Source organism: bacterium, from assembly GCA_019695335.1.
Classification (GTDB): domain Bacteria; phylum CLD3; class CLD3; order SB21; family SB21; genus JABWBZ01.
Window position 1 is genome coordinate 1 of record JAIBAF010000023.1, and the last position, 19,418, is coordinate 19,418.

21 protein-coding genes and 1 tRNA gene are annotated in these 19,418 nt (G+C 41.5%); 11 read left to right on the forward strand and 11 right to left on the reverse strand.

Annotated features, from left to right (window positions below):
* Window positions 1–67 precede the first annotated feature (67 nt).
* The 4 genes from prfB to K1X84_07745 all read left to right on the forward strand — a co-directional run bounded on the left by prfB (window position 68) and on the right by K1X84_07745 (window position 4,370).
* Window positions 68–1,178, forward strand: a protein-coding gene (gene prfB, locus K1X84_07730) for a peptide chain release factor 2 (protein MBX7151514.1) whose coding sequence is annotated in 2 segments (ribosomal slippage) — window positions 68–133 and window positions 135–1,178 — 1,110 coding nt in all. Because the reading frame shifts where the segments join, the coding sequence is not laid out codon by codon here.
* A 12-nt stretch (window positions 1,179–1,190) separates the two neighbouring features.
* Entirely contained in the window at window positions 1,191–2,891 is a 1,701-nt protein-coding gene (argS, locus tag K1X84_07735) for an arginine--tRNA ligase (protein MBX7151515.1), read from the forward strand.
* Between the two features lie 65 nt (window positions 2,892–2,956).
* Window positions 2,957–3,865, forward strand: a complete 909-nt coding sequence (locus K1X84_07740) for a bifunctional hydroxymethylpyrimidine kinase/phosphomethylpyrimidine kinase (GenBank protein MBX7151516.1) — start codon at window positions 2,957–2,959, stop codon at window positions 3,863–3,865.
* Between the two features lie 37 nt (window positions 3,866–3,902).
* Window positions 3,903–4,370: a PTS sugar transporter subunit IIA gene (locus K1X84_07745; protein ID MBX7151517.1), complete on the forward strand. Its 468-nt coding sequence runs from the start codon at window positions 3,903–3,905 to the stop codon at window positions 4,368–4,370.
* Here K1X84_07745 and yhbY read toward each other — a convergent pair.
* Genes yhbY through K1X84_07760 form a run of 3 tightly spaced genes read right to left on the reverse strand, consistent with a single transcriptional unit; the run spans window position 4,367 to window position 5,953 of the window.
* Complete coding sequence (gene yhbY, locus K1X84_07750) at window positions 4,367–4,660, reverse strand: ribosome assembly RNA-binding protein YhbY (protein MBX7151518.1); 294 nt, start codon at window positions 4,658–4,660, stop codon at window positions 4,367–4,369. The two genes, K1X84_07745 and yhbY, sit on opposite strands and share 4 nt — an antisense overlap.
* Window positions 4,661–4,667: 7 nt before the next feature.
* Window positions 4,668–5,222: a hypothetical protein gene (locus K1X84_07755; GenBank protein MBX7151519.1), complete on the reverse strand. Its 555-nt coding sequence runs from the start codon at window positions 5,220–5,222 to the stop codon at window positions 4,668–4,670.
* Between the two features lie 20 nt (window positions 5,223–5,242).
* Entirely contained in the window at window positions 5,243–5,953 is a 711-nt protein-coding gene (locus tag K1X84_07760; protein ID MBX7151520.1) for a PspC domain-containing protein, read from the reverse strand.
* Between the two features lie 176 nt (window positions 5,954–6,129).
* On the opposite strand from K1X84_07760, the gene hrcA reads away from it, so the two are divergent.
* The 7 genes from hrcA (at window position 6,130) to speB (ending at window position 12,204) form a co-directional block, all read left to right on the forward strand.
* Window positions 6,130–7,188: a heat-inducible transcriptional repressor HrcA gene (gene hrcA, locus K1X84_07765; protein ID MBX7151521.1), complete on the forward strand. Its 1,059-nt coding sequence runs from the start codon at window positions 6,130–6,132 to the stop codon at window positions 7,186–7,188.
* A gap of 39 nt (window positions 7,189–7,227) precedes the next feature.
* Window positions 7,228–7,785, forward strand: a complete 558-nt coding sequence (locus K1X84_07770; protein ID MBX7151522.1) for a nucleotide exchange factor GrpE — start codon at window positions 7,228–7,230, stop codon at window positions 7,783–7,785.
* 73 nt (window positions 7,786–7,858) lie between these two features.
* Window positions 7,859–7,932 (forward strand) — tRNA-Arg (locus K1X84_07775).
* 39 nt (window positions 7,933–7,971) lie between these two features.
* Window positions 7,972–8,646: a tetratricopeptide repeat protein gene (locus tag K1X84_07780; GenBank protein MBX7151523.1), complete on the forward strand. Its 675-nt coding sequence runs from the start codon at window positions 7,972–7,974 to the stop codon at window positions 8,644–8,646.
* A gap of 33 nt (window positions 8,647–8,679) precedes the next feature.
* A complete protein-coding gene (locus tag K1X84_07785) occupies window positions 8,680–9,186 on the forward strand; it encodes an NUDIX domain-containing protein (GenBank protein MBX7151524.1) in 507 nt (168 codons plus the stop codon).
* On the forward strand, window positions 9,183–11,300 hold the full coding sequence (locus tag K1X84_07790; protein ID MBX7151525.1) for a glycoside hydrolase: 2,118 nt from the start codon (window positions 9,183–9,185) through the stop codon (window positions 11,298–11,300). Before K1X84_07785 ends, K1X84_07790 begins: the two co-directional genes overlap by 4 nt.
* Window positions 11,301–11,331: 31 nt before the next feature.
* On the forward strand, window positions 11,332–12,204 hold the full coding sequence (speB, locus tag K1X84_07795; protein ID MBX7151526.1) for an agmatinase: 873 nt from the start codon (window positions 11,332–11,334) through the stop codon (window positions 12,202–12,204).
* Window positions 12,205–12,274: 70 nt separating this feature from the next.
* On the opposite strand, the gene K1X84_07800 is transcribed toward speB, so the two are convergent.
* The 8 genes from K1X84_07800 to K1X84_07835 all read right to left on the reverse strand — a co-directional run bounded on the left by K1X84_07800 (window position 12,275) and on the right by K1X84_07835 (window position 19,408).
* Entirely contained in the window at window positions 12,275–13,360 is a 1,086-nt protein-coding gene (locus K1X84_07800) for a cyclic nucleotide-binding domain-containing protein (protein MBX7151527.1), read from the reverse strand.
* A 79-nt stretch (window positions 13,361–13,439) separates the two neighbouring features.
* Entirely contained in the window at window positions 13,440–13,646 is a 207-nt protein-coding gene (locus K1X84_07805; GenBank protein MBX7151528.1) for a hypothetical protein, read from the reverse strand.
* Window positions 13,647–14,660, reverse strand: coding sequence for a dipeptide epimerase (locus tag K1X84_07810; GenBank protein ID MBX7151529.1), 1,014 nt, complete (start codon window positions 14,658–14,660; stop codon window positions 13,647–13,649).
* 3 nt (window positions 14,661–14,663) lie between these two features.
* Window positions 14,664–15,326, reverse strand: a complete 663-nt coding sequence (locus tag K1X84_07815) for a site-2 protease family protein (GenBank protein MBX7151530.1) — start codon at window positions 15,324–15,326, stop codon at window positions 14,664–14,666.
* Between the two features lie 84 nt (window positions 15,327–15,410).
* Window positions 15,411–16,118 (reverse strand): 16S rRNA (cytidine(1402)-2'-O)-methyltransferase, encoded by a 708-nt coding sequence (gene rsmI, locus K1X84_07820; protein ID MBX7151531.1) that lies wholly within the window; start codon window positions 16,116–16,118, stop codon window positions 15,411–15,413.
* Complete coding sequence (gene rnpA / locus K1X84_07825) at window positions 16,115–16,471, reverse strand: ribonuclease P protein component (protein ID MBX7151532.1); 357 nt, start codon at window positions 16,469–16,471, stop codon at window positions 16,115–16,117. Before rnpA ends, rsmI begins: the two co-directional genes overlap by 4 nt.
* 8 nt (window positions 16,472–16,479) lie before the next feature.
* Window positions 16,480–17,580, reverse strand: a complete 1,101-nt coding sequence (locus K1X84_07830) for a response regulator (protein ID MBX7151533.1) — start codon at window positions 17,578–17,580, stop codon at window positions 16,480–16,482.
* Between the two features lie 4 nt (window positions 17,581–17,584).
* Window positions 17,585–19,408, reverse strand: coding sequence for an N-acetylmuramoyl-L-alanine amidase (locus K1X84_07835; protein MBX7151534.1), 1,824 nt, complete (start codon window positions 19,406–19,408; stop codon window positions 17,585–17,587).
* Window positions 19,409–19,418: the final 10 nt, after the last annotated feature.

Here is a 19,418-nt window from a genome sequence, read left to right on the forward strand (position 1 = left end):
TCATCTTATTTTTGATACTTTGCGTCGGTTTTTTGAAAAAAACATTAATTTTTCGTAAGGAATTTTTATGATTTCGATGTCTGAATTAGAATCATTGCTTGAGTCCGCACAATCAAAAGTCAATGAAATGCGGAGGTATCTTTGACGTCGATAACCGGCAAACTAAGATAGCCAGGCTTGAACATGAGTCATCGGCGCCTGATTTCTGGAATGATAATCAACGTGCACAACAGATCATGCAGGAATTATCCGTCGAAAAAAACTGGGTTGACAGTTGGACACGATTAGCAACTCAAGTTCGCGATGCCAATGAATTATTTGAGATGGCAAAAAACGAAAAAGATGAGCTGACGTTGTCATCCATTGCGTCAGACGTACAATCGGTGTATGCGGAGCTATCTCGACTTGAAATGCGGGCACTTTTTACTAATCCAGAAGATTTAAAAACAGCAATCCTTACTATTCATCCTGGAGCCGGTGGAACTGAATCGCAAGACTGGGCGGAAATGCTGATGCGTATGTATCAGCGGTGGTCTGTCAATCACGGATACGGGATCGAAATTTTGGATATTCAGGACGGCGATGGCGCCGGTATTAAAAGTGTTACGCTTGAAATTCGAGGTGAGTATGCGTATGGTATGCTCAAAACTGAAAGCGGTGTTCATAGATTAGTCCGTATTTCACCTTTTGACTCCAATGCACGGCGTCACACGTCGTTCGCATCCGTTTTTGCTATGCCAGAAATGGAGCAATCAGAAACCAAAATTGAGGTTAACCCTGCTGATATAAAAATGGATACGTACCGTTCAGGTGGAAAAGGCGGACAGAATGTGAACAAGGTTGAAACGGCTGTACGCTTAACTCATATTCCTACCGGAATTGTGGTGGCCTGCCAGAGTGAACGTTCGCAATTCAAAAACCGCGAGTTGGCTATGAAACTACTGATTTCAAAACTATATCAATTGCAAAAAAAAGCTGAACGAGAAAAATTAGATAAAATTGAGAGTACTAAATCCGATATTGCATGGGGCAATCAAATTCGTTCGTACGTTTTCCATCCGTACAATCTCGTTAAAGATCATAGAACTGACGTGGAAACCAGTAATACACAAGCGGTGATGGATGGAGATATCGACATGTTTATCGAAGCATGTCTGAAAAATAAAGTTGTTCAATAATTTTGGAGTATAATGAAAGCACAGCTCGAATCAATGATCCGGAAAACTCTGTCATCCATGGGAATTCAGTATACCGGAGATATTGTTTTTACGAGAACCAAAGATAAAAAATTTGGCGACGTTTCGACCAACATTGCGATGGTTTTGGCAAAGATTGAGCGTAAAAACCCCAAAGCGGTTGCACAGGATATTGTGGACAGACTGACATTGGATTCTTCTTTAATTGAAAAAGCTGAGATTGCGGGCAGCGGCTTTATTAATTTTTTCTTCGGAAAAAATTATTTGTTCTCTGAAATCAAAGTCATTCTTGAGCAAGGAGAGCGTTACGGCAGTCATACAGCAGGTAATGGAAAGAGAGTTAATGTAGAGTTCGTCAGCGCGAATCCGACCGGTCCACTAAGTATCGGGCATGGCCGGCAAGCTGTTCTAGGGGATGTCATTAGCCGCATTATGGAAAATGGCGGTTATAACGTAACGCGCGAATATTATTTTAATAATGCCGGTATGCAGATGAAGCGGCTGGGCGAATCTGTGCGGTTACGCTACTTGGAGCTATTAGGCGAAACTATCACATTTCCTGAAAAACATTATGAAGGACTTTATATAATCGATATCGCAAAACAAATTCTTGATGAACACGGAGATTCGTGGAGAGACAAAGATTATTTGCCTTTTAAAAAGGTCGCCGAAGATATCTTATTTGCGAATATCCGACAAGTGCTGAAACGGATTGATCTGGAGTTTGACGTTTATTTCAATGAAGATTCGCTCTATCAAAACGGTAAAATCGAGTCTTTAGTTCAAACATTTAAAGACCGGCAACTGGCTTATGAAAAAGAAAATGCTCTATGGATCAAGACATCAGAATTTAAATACGATCAAGGCCAAAAAGCTGAAAATGATAAAGTCATTATCAAAGCGACAGGGGAACCCACGTATCGATTGCCGGACATGGCTTACCATATCAACAAATTTGAACGCAATTTCGATTTGATGATCGATATTTTTGGTGCTGATCATATTGCCGAATATCCAGACGTATTGGCTGCGCTTAAAGCGCTGGGATATCCGACAGAACGTGTTCATGTTATTGTTCACCAATTTGTCACTTTATCCAAAGAAGGCGAAATTTTAAAAATGTCGAAGCGCAAAGCCAATTTCATTACCATTGATGAATTGGTTGATTTGCTGGGTTCGGATGTTTTCCGTTATTTTCTGATTATGCGCAGTCATCATTCACATCTTAATTTCGATCTGGAATTAGCTCAAAAAGAAACGATGGAAAACCCTGTCTATTATGTACAAAATGCTCATGCGAGGATATGCTCCATTGAAGCAAAAGCAGCCGAGAGGGGTGTTTTAATTGATCAAAATTCAGATGTAAATTTATCTTTATTGATAGATGAAATCGAGCGGGATATTGTTCAGAAACTTACGGAATATCCGGAATTGACACGTCGCTTGTTAGATACGTTTGAAGCGCATCCGATTACAACATATCTTGAAGAATTAGCGGCGCTTTATCACCGCTATCAAACAGCCGGAAAAAAAGACGATCGCCTGCGGGTCGTTACGAATGATTCCGAATTAACGAAAGCACGGCTGGTTCTATGCCGTGTAACCAAAACAGTATTGGCTAATGGCTTAAAGTTGCTCGGAATTTCGCAACCAGTGCGGATGTCCCGTGAAATTGAATCAGAAACAGCAGATTAAAGCCGTTGACTTTACATGCTGCTTTATCTATATTTTTGCCCATTTTTAGAAACAGGAGTGTCACTTTGGGAATTCTTGTAGTTGGTTCGGTGGCGTTGGATTCTGTTGAAACGCCTTACGGTAAAGCTGAAAACGCGGTTGGGGGTTCGGCCACATTTTTTAGTGCATCGGCCAGTTATTTTGCTCCGGTCAATCTGGTAGGAGTTGTAGGTGAAGATTATCCGATGCACGAAATTGAATTTTTAAAAAAACGAAACGTCGATTTTACCGGTTTGCAAGTTGTAAAAGGTGAAACCTTTAAATGGGCCGGACGCTACAATTATGATTTGAATCAACGTGATACCATTTATACGCACCTGAATGTTTTTCAGGATTTCAAACCGATCATTCCCGATACGTACAAAAATGCCGAATTTGTTTTTTTGGGCAACATTGCTCCTGAACTCCAGTACGACGTTTTGGAGCAGGTAAAATCGCCGAAATTAGTCGTGTTAGATACCATGAATTTTTGGATCGAGGGAAGTCAGAAGGCGCTGCGTAAAACGCTTGAACGCGTTGATATTTTTGTTCTCAATGATTCGGAAGCGCGGCAGTTGGCCAATCATCCCAACTTGATGCGTGCGGCCAAAATCATTTTTGGAATGGGCCCCAAAGTGGTTGTCATCAAAAAAGGTGAACATGGAGCCGCCCTGCTCACAAAAGACAATGAATTTTTCGTTCCGGCTTACCCGCTTGAAGAAGTTTTTGACCCAACAGGTGCAGGCGATACGTTTGCCGGGGGCTTCGTCGGATATCTTGCCAAATGCAACGATGTAACGGAAGCCAATCTTCGTCGTGCTGTAGTGTACGGCAGTGCGATGGCGTCGTTTTGCGTACAGGATTTTAGTATCAATGCTTTGCGTAATTTAACGGAAAAGCAGATTCTTGATCGCGTTCTTACATTCAAAAACATTAGTCATTTTGATGCCCAATAACTTTAGCCTAATTTGATTTTTTCTCCGAAAGGGTGCTATGAAATTAAGCGAAATACTTACCGAGCAATTAATCAAAATTCCTCTCGAAAAATTTGATAAAAAAGATATTATTGCCGAAATGATTGAGGTTTTGTCTCACTCAGGGAAAGTGTTGGATAAGGAAAAAGTTGTTCAAGCCGTTCTGGAACGGGAACAAATGATGAGCACCGGTATTGGTAATAGCGTTGCCATTCCCCATGGAAAGTCGCAAGGCGTTCAGGATCTGATTGTTGCTTTGGGAATTACATCACAGGATGTTAATTTCGATGCCTTGGATGGCAAACCTGTGCGCATCGTATTCATGCTGGTTGGCCCGGAAAAATCGTCAAGCATTCATATTAAGATGTTGTCGCGTATTTCCCGGCTTCTCAATCAAGCCGCTTTCAGGAAAAAAATCATCGACTGCAAAAATGCCCACGATGCTTTGCAAATTATTGTTGACGAAGAGAAATTGTTAGAAGGCTAAGGGAGTTCGATTTTTGGATTTTTGTGATCGCGTTTGAATAATAAAATTGTATGGCCTACGATTTGAACGGTCGTCGAGCCGGTTCCTTCCTCTACTTTTTCAGAAACTACTTCTTCAGTGTCCTCACAACCGTCCTGCACTTTTATTTTCAGAAGTTCTTTTGTATTAAACCCATTTCGTATTGACAAAAGTGTGTTGTCAGTAACACCCATTTTGCCGATCATGATAGTAGGTTTGATTGTCTGTCCGAGTGAGCGCAAAAAACTTTTCTGTTTTCCTGTTAGTTCCATTAAACTGTTATTGGTTCCTGTGTTTGAGTAACGTGACGCACAGGATAATAATACCAGCAAGGACAAAAGTCAACGGCCAATATACTTTTGCTAAGAAAATAAAATCGTAAGGAATTATCATCAATTCTCTCGCCAATTGTAATGCCCCGAATCCAGCCAATAATATGCCCGTGACTAACGACATCCAACGGCGTACGTTCAATACATAATTGATAATGAGCGCCAGTCCGGCGCTAAGAAAATAGACTGGCCATAATTTATTCATCGACAACGCCGTCGAATAATCCAAATACAAATGAAATCCGCCGATCAACAACAGAAAAGTACCCCAAAAAATATTATTTTTCTTTCGGATGATCGTTTGAATCAATAAACCGGCTCCGATGACAACGAAGCCATACCGCTCAATCCAATGCCAATTGATCAGATGCAGGTTCCATAAGAGCCACATCGCACCGACTGCAATCAGCAGCATTCCCATAGTTAAGTATTTACGAGGACGTGTCTCATATACCGGATGCACGGTATATTCATTTTGTGCAGACGTTTGTGTTTCGTTCATAAAATAAATCCTTCTGAGGATTAAGATTCTTTTTTGACCGTTTTCGAGCTGAAAATATTCTGATTGTCTTCATCCGGAGTCAGGAATGCAATCAGTAAATAAATAACGACACCTATTGGTGGCGTGATAAAAGTAATAATAACCCATAAAATTCTAATGATGGAAACATCGATGTGCAGCCTGGTTGCCAACCCGGCACAAATTCCAAATATCTTTTTCTGTTTTGAACTACGCCTGAAATTGGAAAAATCAGTATGACCTTTATTTTCGGTTTCAGTCGGATTTTTTCTGGTACCTCTGGCTATCAGGATTATACCGCCGAGAATAAACATGCCCGGTAAGAACCAATCCCACATAAAATGCCGCCAGAACCAACGAAATTCAAACATATCCAGATCGTCAAGAAAAATAATGGCGCCTATAAGGATTAGAATCGAACCCCAGAACAAACCGTGGTTAAAATTTTTGGTAGCATTGATTTTGACTTGTTCGTCGGGTGTTAATGATGTTGTCGATAGATGAACAGGATTAACCGGAACCAAAACCATAGCCGTTATATATGCCACGATACCCGCGCCACCAAAAAAAATCGATATAGTCCAAAGCACACGGACTAACGCCGTATTCAAACCGAAATATTCGGCTACGCCTGCGCAAACGCCATCAATGATTTTGTCATGACGGGATTTGTAAAGTCTTTTAACGTCGTTTTGAGGTTCGTGCGATTCCATAGAATATTCTCCTTTGGTAATCCTGCTTTGATGTGTTGAACGTTATTCCGTCAAAAAGGTTGCACACTCAGCGTGGTGTAAACTCTTGACAAACACCCTTCAAATGATTAATTTAGATCGCTCTTAAGCTAAAATGCGCTAAACGCTTGATTTTAGAGGTTTCACAAGGAGTTCCAATGCTTGCATCAGAGCGTGAACGGCTCATTTTGAAATATGCCGTTCATCAATTCATTGATACCGGTAATCCGGTCGGTTCGAGGTTTTTATCAAAAAAATTACCAGTCGAATGGAGTGCAGCTACCATCAGGAATACGATGGCCGATTTGGAAGAACAAGGCTATCTTAATCACCCTTACAAATCAGCCGGCCGTATTCCAACCGATAAAGGTTATCGTACGTATGTCGACAACATGCTTGAGATAGAAAAACTGACTGAAGACGAGAAATCCATCATTACTTTAGCGATTCAGGAAATAGCCAATGATATTTCCAGAATATCTGAAGGTATGGATGAGATTTTGTATCATTGCTCGCGAGCTTTGGCTAAAATTTCAAATGAATTGGGAATTATTTTATCTCCTCGTTTTAACTTGTGTGTATTTGATCGTCTGGATTTGATCAGAATTGCCGAGGATCGTGTTCTGATAGAATTACGTTTAAAAACCGGTTTTGTAAAAACCGTCGTAATGGACATTCGGTCGCACGTATCGTGGAACGACCTTTTAAGTATTAGCCAAATTTTGAACGAACGATTGAGCGGCTTGTCCGTTGCTAAAATCCGATCAACGATCGCGGAAAGAATAAAAGACACGGAAAGACGTTTTGATCATAATCAACGAGGATTGGTGCAATTACTCATACAATCAGCGGATCGGCTTTTTGATTTTGACAAAACGAATGTATTCAATTATGCCGGAACGAATAATATTCTGAGCAAACCTGATTTTACAAATCAGGGCGAGGTGTTGTCCCTGATCGAACTCTTGGAAGATAAAAGCGGATTTATTGAAGTTCTGAATGCCCGCGAGCATCAAGAAGGCACTCTGGTCACGATCGGTACAGAAAATCATGCAAAAATAATCAACGGCTGCAGCGTCGTAACGGCTAACTATAAATTGGGTGATGTGACGGGTACTGTCGGTGTGATCGGCCCCAAACGAATGCCATACGGTAAAATAATTCCTCTGGTGCAATATACCGCCAAAGCGCTCGAAAAAATGTTTAACGAAAATTAAAATAAAATTCATATAAAAAATTCAATAACAGGAGTTCGAATGAGCGAAGAGAGCAATGCAATTCATGAAGAAAAAATGGAAGAAGAGAACCTAGACGAAACATTGGAAGAATCTTCTGGAGAAAAAGCCGAAGAAACTCCTGAAAACGAATTGGTCAGGGATGATGCAGAAGTCTGGAAAGAACAATATCTTCGAACTGTCGCGGAGTTTGATAATTTTAAGAAACGTCAGCAAAAGGAAAACGCTCAAGTAGTGGCATTTGCCAATGAACGGCTCATGATCGAAATTTTGCCGGTAATCGACGATATGGAAAGAGCCATTAAAGCGGCTCAAAGTCTTGAAATTAACGATCAAAAGATTCAACAACACGTGCAAGGCTTTGAATTTATTTATAAAAAGCTGATGAAGGTTCTCGAGTCAAAAGGACTGAAAGCGATGGAATCCATTGGCAAAACCATGGATGTTCATCTTCATGATGCATTGATGCAAGTTGATGCCCCTGATAAGGAGCCTAACACGATTCTCGATGAACATGAAAAAGGATATTATTTAAACGAGAAAGTCATCCGCCACGCCAAAGTGATCGTAAGCAAGTAACCGCTATTTTTCTTGCCTTTTGAGGCTCAAGAAAGTATATTGGGCACGTTTTTGTAACTTCATACATTCTGTTGCCCTTGTAGCTCAGTTGGATAGAGCAGCGGTTTCCTAAACCGTTGGTCGTGCGTTCAAGTCGCGCCAAGGGCACTGATGACTAAAGATTCAGAAAAGGAGTTTTAAACTTCCATGTTAACCCCAAGAAAAAAGCTTACACGTAAAGAACTGCATAAAGACCCGCTTTTGGAGAAAGTCGCTTTGGTAACCGATATGGCGCAAGTACATAGCCAGAAATTGTCTTATGTTGCTATTGGCGTGATAGCGGTTATTGCCATCATTTATTTTTATGTAAAGTATCAAAAAGAAGTGGATGCCGAATCGGTAAATAAATTGGTGACGGCCGAGCAGATTTTTTATTCAGGAGATTATAAAGAAGCCATTCGCAGGTTAGAAAAATATTGTACTGATTTTGAAGGTACTCAAGGCGGTGGTCTGGGTACTTTTTATCTGGCAAGTTCTTATTACAATACTGATCAATTTGATTTTGCGTTGAATTATTTCAATCAATACATCGACGACTACGGCGATAATTCGCTTCTTGTAATTTCATCAATGGCCGGTATTGCAGCCTGCTATGAAGGCCAGAATAAATATGAGGAAGCGGCGCAACAATACGAAAAAGTTGCTAATAAATATCCGGATTTTTATCTTCGTGGTGAATATATGATGGATGCGGCCCGATGCTATAAAGCTCTGGGCAAAATCGATATTGCAAAACAATGGTTCGATAAAATCATAAAGGAATTGCCTGAAACGGTCTATAGCCGTGATGCTAAACTTGCTTTGGACGAACTGGGCGCATAGACAGTTAAATTTGTAATAATCATGGATTACTGAATGCATAATGTATTTGGTAATCCTTTTTTTATTTTATTACTTTACAATATGAAAAAGAAAAGAGCATTCGAGCCGGTTGTTCGGGCAGTTATTATTCATAACGGCCATTTGTTGGTAAATTCATGGATTGACGGTTATACATTTTTACCCGGCGGTAAAGTCGAAAACGGCGAGACACTGGAGAAAGCCCTTTTACGTGAAATGAAAGAAGAGCTCGGGCAAAAAGTTAAAGTTGGATCTTTAATCTATTTTGTAGAAAACGTTTTTAAACAAGACCGAAAATATAAACACGAATACGGATGGTATTTCAAAACGACGGTTAAACGATTTCTTAAACCGGACGAATGTATCGTCAATCCCGATCACGAGGATCTGATCATTCATTATGTGCCACTGGATAAATTGTCGTCCATTGATCTGAGACCCCGGGTTATTCGCGACCACCTTGTACGTGATTTTCATGCCCAATTCAAACACGGTCTGCGTCACTTGGTTACATTCAAATGAGCGTGCATTCCGATCAAAAAATACGTCTGGCTTTCTTGTGGCATCAGCATCAGCCGTTTTACAAAGTTCAAACGAGTGACGGCAAAACGGTCTACCAGATGCCATGGGTGCGGCTTCATGCCGTTAAAGATTATTATGATATTCCTCGTTATTTAGAAGATTTTCCCGTCATCAAACAAAATTTTAATTTGGTTCCGTCATTGTTGATTCAATTAGAAGATTATGTGAATCAACGTGCAGTTGATAACATTCTGTTGCTGACTTTTAAAACGCCCAATGAACTTACGGAACCGGAAAAAGATCGCGTATTGGATCTCTTTTTTATGGCTAATTATGACCGTTTGATCAAACCTCATTCCCGCTACCATGAACTTTGGAAAAAAAAGCAATCCAAAGTCCGCTACTCCGAACAAGATTGGCTTGATCTTCAGGTTTGGTATAATTTATGTTGGGTCGGTCCTTTCTGGCAAGAGCAAACACCATTCAAAGAGTTGTTGGCCAAAGGCGAACACTTTTCTGATGAAGACAAACGTGCGCTGATTGAGGGACATTATATGATCATGCGCGAAGTGATTCCTATGTATCGCCGATTGTATGAGAAAAAGCAAATTGAATTGTCAGTCAGTCCGTTTTATCATTGCATTTTACCTGTTCTTTGTGATTCAGCTATCGCTCAAGAATGTGATCCAAACTTGATCAGGCCCGAAGTCCATTTTAAATCTCCCGAGGATGCCTCGACTCAACTTCAAACGGCGGTCGATTATTTTCGGCGCGTTGTGGGTGACGCTCCGGAAGGAATGTGGCCTTCCGAAGGCAGCGTCAGCGAAGAAGCGCTTGGGCTGATCGCAAGGTCAGGCATACGGTGGATCGCAACGGATGAAGAAATTCTGTATCATTCGGAAGTTGATGAAAAAAATAAATACAGGCCGTATCGTTTTCAAACCGGAAATAATGAAATCAAAATAGTTTTTCGGGATCACGCGTTATCTGATTCAATAGGTTTCAGATATGCCGGCATGCCGCCCAAAGACTCCGTTAAAGAATTTATCGATACTATTGAACATATAAGGGCGTCTTTGATCGAATCCGGGAAAAGCCCCGAAAATTATATGGTCAGTGTAATTCTGGACGGAGAAAACTGTTGGGAATATTATCCGGAGAACGGACGAAAGTTTCTAAAACAATTGTATACAACTCTATCGAAAAGTAAAACCATTGAGACATGTACGATCAGTGAATTTTTAAAACAACAAGATACTCTGGCTATCATTAAGAGATTATTTCCGGGTTCATGGATTAGCCATAATTTCAGGATTTGGATTGGCGGTCATGCGGAAAAAAACCTTGCGTGGAAATATCTTCACGTAGCTCGGGAGCATTTGATCAAAAGCCAGTCACGTATGTCATCGGAGAATGTTAAATTAGCGTGGGAAGAAATTTATATTGCCGAAGGAAGTGATTGGTTTTGGTGGTTTGGTGACGACCATCACGCTCACAACAAAAACGAATTTGACGTATTATTCCGATACCATTTAATGCAAGTTTATAAGCTGATCGGCGACGATGTTCCCGAATATTTAAATATGCCGATCATGAAAACTATTGGCGAGATACCGGCTCAACGAAAACCGACGGCCCCGTTATATCCAAAAATAGACGGCCGGGAAAGTCATTTTTTCGAATGGCAGGCTGCTGGACAATTCAGCGCTAAGCTTGACGGCGATACAATGAGCATTATCAATGACTGGATTGAGATGATTTATTACGGTTTCAATGAAGAAAAATTATTTATCCGTATCGATTTTGTAGGGAAAAAAATAGAAAAATTTAAACGATCGGAAAAGCTTGCGTTAGGCTTGACCTTTCAAACTTTGCATAAAGTTATCTTTTATTCTAAACATATTGAGTCGCCTATTCAATGCGAGTATTTTTTTGGTAATTTATTTGAATGCGCTATCAATTTGAGATCATTGGAAATAAACCGCAGACAACAATTGCAATTGGTAGTATCCGTTATACAGGATGAAAGGGAATTGATCCGGATGCCTTCGCGCGATTCCTATTTAATCGATTTTCCAGATGAATTTTTTGATAAATACTTATGGTCTGTATAGTTATAGTTAAAAACTAAAAGGAATTACGATCATGACGAATGTTCCGAATAATTTTTTAGGCATTGAAAAACAGTACAGTGATTACAAAACTTCGAAGATTGCGGTGTTGCCAATTCCATACGAAGCAACAACCAGTTATGGTCACGGTACAAAACTTGGACCGAAAGCAATTATTAAAGCATCGCAAATCGTTGAATATTACGATGAAGAACTTGATCAGGAATCGTTTAAAAAGTTTGGCATTGCTACTTTAAAGCCTATCAACTTTGGTAAGAAAAAAGGCGCTCCGGCAATGGCGTTAATTGAAAAATCAGTGGATAAAATATTGGAGGATGAAAAATTCCCGGTTTGTTTGGGCGGCGAACATACTGTTTCTTCTCCTATTGTGAAATCTTTCTATAAAAAATTAGGGGATAATTTTTCTGTATTGCAGATTGATGCTCACTCAGACCTGCGCGACACTTATGAAGGCTCGCCATGGAGTCACGCTTGTGTCATGCGCCGTATCTGGGAATTCAATCAAAATATAGTACAGGTGGGAATCCGCGCTCAATGTTCGGAAGAACGTGATCTCATCGTTAATAACCGAATCAATACTTTTTACGCAAAAGATCTTCAGGCAACGGATTGGATGGAAACTGCAATTTCAAAATTAAAAGAAAATGTTTATGTAACGATCGATTGCGACGGGTTCGATCCGAGTATTATTCCGGCAACCGGAACGCCTGAACCGGGAGGGTTGTTCTGGTATGAAACTGTGAAGTTTTTGCGGCAGGTTTTCGAACGACGAAAAGTTATCGGCTTTGATGTTGTCGAGTTGGCGCCAGTCAAACAGTTAAGCCATTCCGATTTTACTCTCGCGAAATTGACGTACAAACTAATGGGCTACGCATTTATGAAGTAAGAACGTTGCATATGGAAAATAAAAAAAGGCCAGTTATCGCTGGCCTTTTTTCATTAGGACTCAAATTTATTTACGAAAGAATTTTTACAACGGTATCGGCGAGTGCAGACACATCTTGTGAATCAACGAGCGAAGCTTGCGGAATTGTCTTAAGTTTTTTCACCATATCGTCATCGGTGCTGGCATCCGTAATGAAGATAAACGGTATGCTTTCGTAGCCGGAATTTTCTCGAATTTGCATGCAAAAGTCGTAACCGGATAATTCTTCATATTTGAAATCCGAAATGATGACATCCGGTTTGATGGCTTTCATCGCCGTAATGCCCTCGGTAATATCGCCGGCGCTCTTGACGGTATGTCCAAGACTTCCAAGGTTTCTTTCAATAACTTTTCTGACAACCATGCTGTGGTTGATCACAAGAATGGTACCTGTCGTTTTGTGGGTTTTTTGTTCCTCTGAGTTATCAAATGAAATAATTTTAGGCTTGATGACAAATTGCCCGTCTTCCCATCCCATCATGGTGTCCATTGCTTCATCATCATTCATGTTGCCCAATTTAACCGTTTGCAAAACACCTTTTTCAAACTCCACTACGGCTTTATCGGCGCCGTTGACAATCTCCAATGTGCCGGTAAGGGAGTTGGATTCACAAAACGCAATAACTTCGGTAATATGTTTGTCCCGGAGACTTCCGCTGGGACCGGCCGGTTGTCCCGTAGATTTCAGCTGTTTGGCTTTTTCAGAGATGACGGCATTGGTGTCTCGTAAACGCTGGCTCATGATCTTGCTCATGGCGATTGAAATCGACGGATATTTTTCAAGAATGACGTCAAAATCCTGTTTTTCGAGAACGAAGGTTTCTGTATCTTCCGTTGCAGCGATGGTAGCCGACCGCGGTTCTCCGGTCAACAACGCCATTTCCCCGAAGTAGTTTCCGGAAGCGATATGGGCCAATACTTCACCATTGGCAGCCAAAACGGCAACTTTGCCGCTCAGGACGATCCACATTTTATCGCCAGGATCGCCAATCTTGCAAATCGTGCTGTTCGTTTTAAATTGTTTAAATTTAAGTTTTTCAGTGATAAAATCGATGCTGTCGCGGCCAAGTGAACGGAAAAAGGGAACTTCTTTAAGAATTTCACCAATTTGAATCATTGAATTGCCTCCCTACGGGAACTCGGGGTTGAAATAGATCGAAAAGAGCATTGTTAAAAAGCGGTAGAAAGTAATCAAATTAGTTATCGATAGCAAGTTTTTTTAGAATGTACAAAGCCAGCATAATGATCAAAATAACGATGATAACCGTCTGACTAAATGGATTTGTGACTTTAGTTTGCCGAGGAAATTTGATACGTTGACGTCGCTTAGTATCCGGATCTTTTTCCGGTTTGTAATACATCGGCCGGTAATCGAAACGTTTGTGGTGTGGTTGTTTAAACATTTAATTGAGTCCTATTCCTGGGGATGAAGGCAGTTGAATGCGACCGAGCTTGACGGTAAAGCCTTTGTAGGGATCGTTGCTGATCAGCCAGTGGCCATCAAGATCGGCGTAATCGACCAACGGGCTCAGATGAGCCATGGCTGTTGTGCCCACCGACGTCTGAATCATACAACCGATCATAGTTTTTAAATTATGGCGTCGTGCAGTTCGGATCATTTTCAATGCTTCAAGCAAACCACCGCATTTATCCAGTTTGATGTTAATGCCGTCGAAACATTCAGCGACTGATGCGATATCATTGACGGCTAAAATATTTTCATCCGCAATGACCGGCAGGGCGGTGCGTTTATGCAGCCAAATCATATCGTCCAAATTTTCTTTCGGTAATGGTTGTTCAACCAGTTCAACATTTTGTTTGCTTAACCAATCGATTTTTTTTGCTGCTTCGTCTTTGTTCCAACCCTCGTTAATATCCACGCGAAGCGTTTTGTCAGTATGCTGACGAATAGTCTTTAGAATTTCGTAATCGTAATCGCCTTTACCCAATTTGATTTTCAGAATCGGAAAATCTTCAGCTTCCAAGATTTTAACGGCCAAAACTTCCGGCTGATCAATGCCAATGGTGAACGAAGTTATTGGAGTACGGGTTGCATCAATTTGGAGAAGTTTATGCAATGAAATATTTTGTTTTTTTCCCATCCAGTCCAATACGGCCATGATGATCGCCGATCGAGCCGACGCAGCCTTGGGAAATAACTGTAACAATTGATCGTTCAGCGATTCAACTGGGAATGGGAATTGTATGTTATGCAACACAGTGCGAGCTTTTTCTAAAATTGCTACTACGGTTTGGGGTGTTTCGCCATAATATGAGGATGGAGTGGCTTCACCAATACCTTTCAGACCTTCTGCTGAACATTCTACAAGGATAACTTTTTTTTCAGTAATAGCGGAATCGGATAAGACGAACGGATGACGCAAAGTCAGTGTGATTTCTTTCCATGTTAGTTCCATACCTTACGATAAGGTTTGAATTAAACTTGCCATGAGGCCGAATAATTCATTCAGAATCGGATTAATCACACGCCCAATGATACCTGTTGCCATCATGGCCACGAGAATGAACATTCCCATAAATCCAAGGCTTCGGTATTGATCGCCGAGGTGATCGGGTAACATACATGCAACGACATGTGATCCATCCAAAGGAGGTATCGGTAGCAAGTTAAACACGGCAAGAACGAGATTAATTTGGATACTATATACCAGTAAAGAGGAGGCAAATTGGTTGAAACTTTTCATGCTCCCTGTAGAGTTTTCGGATTGAGGTAATGCGATCATAAGAGCTGCGATCAAGAGCGCTGAAATAATGGCTATAATAAAATTAGAAGCCGGTCCGGCCATAGAAACGTAAATATCATCGCGTTTGTAACTACGAAAATTGTTGGGATTGACAGGGACAGGCTTAGCCCAGCCGAACATCAGTCCTGCATTGCTGACGATCAGCAGTATTGGGATAATAATCGTTCCCCACAGATCGATATGTTTGATCGGATTTAACGTAATACGTCCTTCACGATCGGCCGTGTCGTCACCGCACCACTTTGCGACAATACCGTGTGCGCATTCATGAATTACTACTGCGAATACTAAAACCGGTAAAAAAATAAGTTGACTCAATGCAAGACCTTTCGATAAGGGTTATTTATAAGCGGCTTTTATGTACTTAAAATCACTCTAAAAGTCAAATTAAACGCGGTGAAGTTATTCCTCTTCATCATTGGTTGTTTGTTTTTCATGATATCGCTTGCCTGCTATGAGAATCACAAATTCACCTCGGGGTGCATTTTTTTTGAAATACTGGGTAATTTCAGATACGGAACCGCTGAGAATTTGTTCAAATTTTTTGGTCAGTTCACGTCCTATGACCACCATTCGATTTCCCAAATTGGCTTCGATTTCTTCAAGTGTTTTAATAACGCGAAAAGGGGATTCATACAAGATGATGGTACGATCTTCCGTCGCAAGTTTTTCCCAACGAGCTTTACGGCCTTTTTTATGAGGCAAAAAACCTTCAAATACGAAGCTGTCGGTTGGCAGGCCCGCTACCGATATGGCGGCAATGGCCGCATTGGCGCCCGGAATTGGAACAACCGCAATCTGATGTTTATGCGCTTCACGGACCAATTTAAACGCAGGATCGGAAATAGTAGGCGTACCGGCATCGGAGACCACGGCAACATTTTTTCCTTCTGCGAGCAGAGCAATGATCTCAGGAATTTTCCGTGCTTCATTATGTTCGAAGAAACTGGTCAATTGATTATGAATACCATAGTGATCAAGAAGGATTTTCGTCGTACGTGTATCTTCACATGCAATCAGATGGACCTCTTTTAAAATCCGAACAGCTCGCAATGTAATATCCTCGAGATGGCCGATCGGCGTAGCGACGATGAACAGTTGTCCGCTCATGATTGTTTTTGCCGGGTTATCGTTGAAATCGTTTCAAGAATGTCGTCAGACACAGAATGAAAATCAGCTTTAAGGACTGATATTTGAGCAATGATCAGCACTTCGTATCCTGCAAATAACGTTTGATGGAGTCTGAAGATTTCTCTGAAGCGTCGTTTCCACAAGTTACGTGTGACTGCGGGTCCAATTTTTTTCCCTACAATAAATGCTACTCGTGGAGAAGAGCCTTCCGGCAGTTGCAAAAAATGAATGTGGACAAATTGCCCGGAACGCCGCCGGCCTTGCGTAAACAGCCGGTCGAAATCCGTCCGGTTTCGGAGGACCATGATTTTCGATAGTTTAGCGCCGGCCATAATTTTAATCAACGTAAAGGAAGCGAAAAATAAAATGCAGCGCCGGTCGGAAAATGCGAGGGCGGCGATACGACGTGAATGGCGCCCTTATGCGCCTCAATCACCAGCTTGCAGAAAGTTAATCCCAAACCGGTTCCTAGTTTGTTTTTGGATTTGGTATGGGAAGATTGTCCGAATTTTTCAAAGATAACTTCCTGCGATTCTTTTGGAATATTGCTGCCGTGATTGATCACGCCGATATCAACTTTTCCTGTTGTGTCCTGAGATGCTTCAACGATAATCGTAGTGTTCGGATCGGCAAATTTGACAGCATTGCTGAGTAAGTTCGTCACAACGCGGCCGATCAGGATGCGATCCAGTTCGCAAAAAATTTCATCGTTTTTGGAGACAATTTCAAGGTTCAGATTGTTGTGTATCGTCAAAGGTTTGATGCGTTGAATGTTTTCTTTCAAAAGATCAAGGATCGATGAATCTTCCTTGTGCAATTCCATCTTGTGCGATTCCAGTTTGCTGATGTCCAGCAAATTGTTGATCAGTAGCAAAGCCTCTTCGACATCGGCTGACGCAATTCTCAGAAGATCAATCGACTTGCTGTCATCTTGAGGCAAATTTGCGTTAATCAATTCCAGCGACATTTTGATCGACGTCATAGGTGTACGAAGATCATGCACGATCATGCGCGTCATATCTTCTTTCAATTGTTCAAGTTTGTCGACTTCGTCGTTCAGAGCTTTGGATTGAAGGAGCGCTTTCATACGTGCGGCCAAAATCACAGCGTCAAACGGACGCGTCAGGAAATCATCTGCACCGGATTCAATGCCCTTGACGTTGTCTTCGACTTTATCCAGGGCCGTAATCATGATCACAGGAATATAACGGGTAGTTTCCTGGCTTTTAAGACGTTTGCAGACTTCGAATCCGTCCATCTCAGGCATCATTACGTCGAGCAAAATCAGGTCGGGTTTAATTTTTCCGATCAACGTCAGCGCTTCTTTACCGTTTCTCGCGTGAACTACTTCATGTCCCATCGGATCGAGAAAACTTTCCATCATCATACGGTTGAGCTCGCTGTCGTCTACAACCATTATTTTTTTTCCGGCAGATTCCATACGCTTACTGGGTTATTTTTAAAAAATTTTTAATTCCGTTTTTGATAGCGGCTACAACCTTTTTCTGGAATTTTTCATTCGACGCCAACAATTCTTGTTCGGGTAATGTCAGAAAAGCACATTCAACCAAAACAGCTGGCATTTCGGAATTTCGACAGACGGCAATATTACCTTGAAAAACTCCAAAATCGGGCAATTGGGTTTCTTTGATCATCGATTGTTGGATAGTTTCCGCCAGCAATTTACTTTGCGGGTGATAATAAATAACGCTCGGGCCGAAATTGGGATCAAAAGGATTGACGCCGTCCGGCTGGGCATTATGATGGATACTGACAAAAAGATCGCAGTGATTTTCATTCGCAATAGCAACCCGATCATACAGCCCTACCTGCTTGACGGTATCCGTACGTGTCATGATAACAATTGCACCTTCTTTTTCCAATTCATTTTTTAATTTTTGAGCAACGAGGAGATTAACATATTGTTCGGTCAATCCTCTGGGACCGGTCGCACCGATATCAGTCGAATGGCCCGCATCCACGCAAATTCTAAGGCCGCTTAGCTTCGATGATTTGGGTTTATGGCGAATATTCCAGATCAGGTTGGTTCCGTCATAAAAAGTTTGATAACCCCAGTAATGCGGATTTTTCAGAACCACATTGAGTTGGTAAACTCCGTTTTCCGGTTGAGACCAATATGCGTGCGTGATGTCTCCTGCGCTATTTTCAAACCTGATCCAATCCGTGTCGCTGATTCCGCCAAAAATTCTTAATTGAAGCTCATTGGCAGAAACCTGACGAACGACAAACGGTAATTTTTCGGACATGAAAACTTTAAATTGCGTATGGTTTGATTCATTTTTGACGCGTACAACCGGGATAGTACTTTGCGGTAAAGGTGTTCCTTCCGCTAAAAATTTTACGTTAGCTAAAGGGAGCCATGCCGAATGCTCCGATGAAAGTTGCAATTTTACCTGGTCGGCCATCCTTCCTGTAACTGCAGCACGGACACCTTTGGGCAGGAAATAATAATAGGCGCGATTCGGTGCAACTGTCGCATTGTTGATATCGCCTGTGAGTTCGACAATCTTGTAATTTTTAAAAACTGAAAGTGACGCTTTAGCCCATGCGTTGACCCGGCTATCATCTTTCAACAATGTAAAACGCAGGCGTGCATTGCTGAAATTCATTCCTTCTCTGAAAATAAAAGTTGTCGTATAAATGCCCGGGACAGGTTGTCGTCGGGATGCTTTTCCCTTGCCAAAAAAGGCATTACCGAAATCGTCCATCAAGCCGGTTTCGGTTTCTGTCATCGGGATTGAATCAACGATCATTTTTCCTGACGAATCAATCAGGCTGGCAAATGCCTGCGCCTGAGGAGTTCCACGCACACTTAATACGAGGTGGTCTCCCTTTTGGAGACTGGCTGAATATTGTGGAAAAAGATAATTGGTATCAATCACAAGTGAATCTTCAGGCAAAGGCTTCATTGGCAAAGGAATTTTGACATTGCGAATAAATGTAGACGTTGAATCTCCGGATATGATTCGGCAAGTCATTTTAAAATTGAGTTGATCGTCCACAAGATCCGGATCAATTCCTATAAATCCGATAAACGTGCCGTCTGAGTTGAGTCTGACTGATTGTCCGTTGATCTCAAGCTTGGCATTGGGAATAAGAACCCGGCCGAGGGTGATCGTTGAATCATAAGTGCTCAAGGTCAAATTTTCGCGGGGATAAATCAGGCGGATTGCATCCGGTGATTGTGATGAAAGGGCAGACCAATTTCCGTTGCAGAAAATTGCCATCGCGATGAATAAACATTTCATGCAAGGTTTC

Coding starts and splice junctions, on each gene's coding strand:
- argS (MBX7151515.1), top strand. CDS start 1,191: ATGAAAGCACAGCTCGAATCAATGATCCGGAAAACTCTGTCATCCATG.
- K1X84_07745 (MBX7151517.1), top strand. CDS start 3,903: ATGAAATTAAGCGAAATACTTACCGAGCAATTAATCAAAATTCCTCTC.
- yhbY (MBX7151518.1), bottom strand. CDS start 4,660: ATGGAACTAACAGGAAAACAGAAAAGTTTTTTGCGCTCACTCGGACAG.
- K1X84_07755 (MBX7151519.1), bottom strand. CDS start 5,222: ATGAACGAAACACAAACGTCTGCACAAAATGAATATACCGTGCATCCG.
- K1X84_07760 (MBX7151520.1), bottom strand. CDS start 5,953: ATGGAATCGCACGAACCTCAAAACGACGTTAAAAGACTTTACAAATCC.
- hrcA (MBX7151521.1), top strand. CDS start 6,130: ATGCTTGCATCAGAGCGTGAACGGCTCATTTTGAAATATGCCGTTCAT.
- K1X84_07770 (MBX7151522.1), top strand. CDS start 7,228: ATGAGCGAAGAGAGCAATGCAATTCATGAAGAAAAAATGGAAGAAGAG.
- K1X84_07780 (MBX7151523.1), top strand. CDS start 7,972: ATGTTAACCCCAAGAAAAAAGCTTACACGTAAAGAACTGCATAAAGAC.
- K1X84_07785 (MBX7151524.1), top strand. CDS start 8,680: ATGCATAATGTATTTGGTAATCCTTTTTTTATTTTATTACTTTACAAT.
- K1X84_07790 (MBX7151525.1), top strand. CDS start 9,183: ATGAGCGTGCATTCCGATCAAAAAATACGTCTGGCTTTCTTGTGGCAT.
- speB (MBX7151526.1), top strand. CDS start 11,332: ATGACGAATGTTCCGAATAATTTTTTAGGCATTGAAAAACAGTACAGT.
- K1X84_07800 (MBX7151527.1), bottom strand. CDS start 13,360: ATGATTCAAATTGGTGAAATTCTTAAAGAAGTTCCCTTTTTCCGTTCA.
- K1X84_07805 (MBX7151528.1), bottom strand. CDS start 13,646: ATGTTTAAACAACCACACCACAAACGTTTCGATTACCGGCCGATGTAT.
- K1X84_07810 (MBX7151529.1), bottom strand. CDS start 14,660: ATGGAACTAACATGGAAAGAAATCACACTGACTTTGCGTCATCCGTTC.
- rsmI (MBX7151531.1), bottom strand. CDS start 16,118: ATGAGCGGACAACTGTTCATCGTCGCTACGCCGATCGGCCATCTCGAG.
- rnpA (MBX7151532.1), bottom strand. CDS start 16,471: ATGGCCGGCGCTAAACTATCGAAAATCATGGTCCTCCGAAACCGGACG.
- K1X84_07830 (MBX7151533.1), bottom strand. CDS start 17,580: ATGGAATCTGCCGGAAAAAAAATAATGGTTGTAGACGACAGCGAGCTC.
- K1X84_07835 (MBX7151534.1), bottom strand. CDS start 19,408: ATGAAATGTTTATTCATCGCGATGGCAATTTTCTGCAACGGAAATTGG.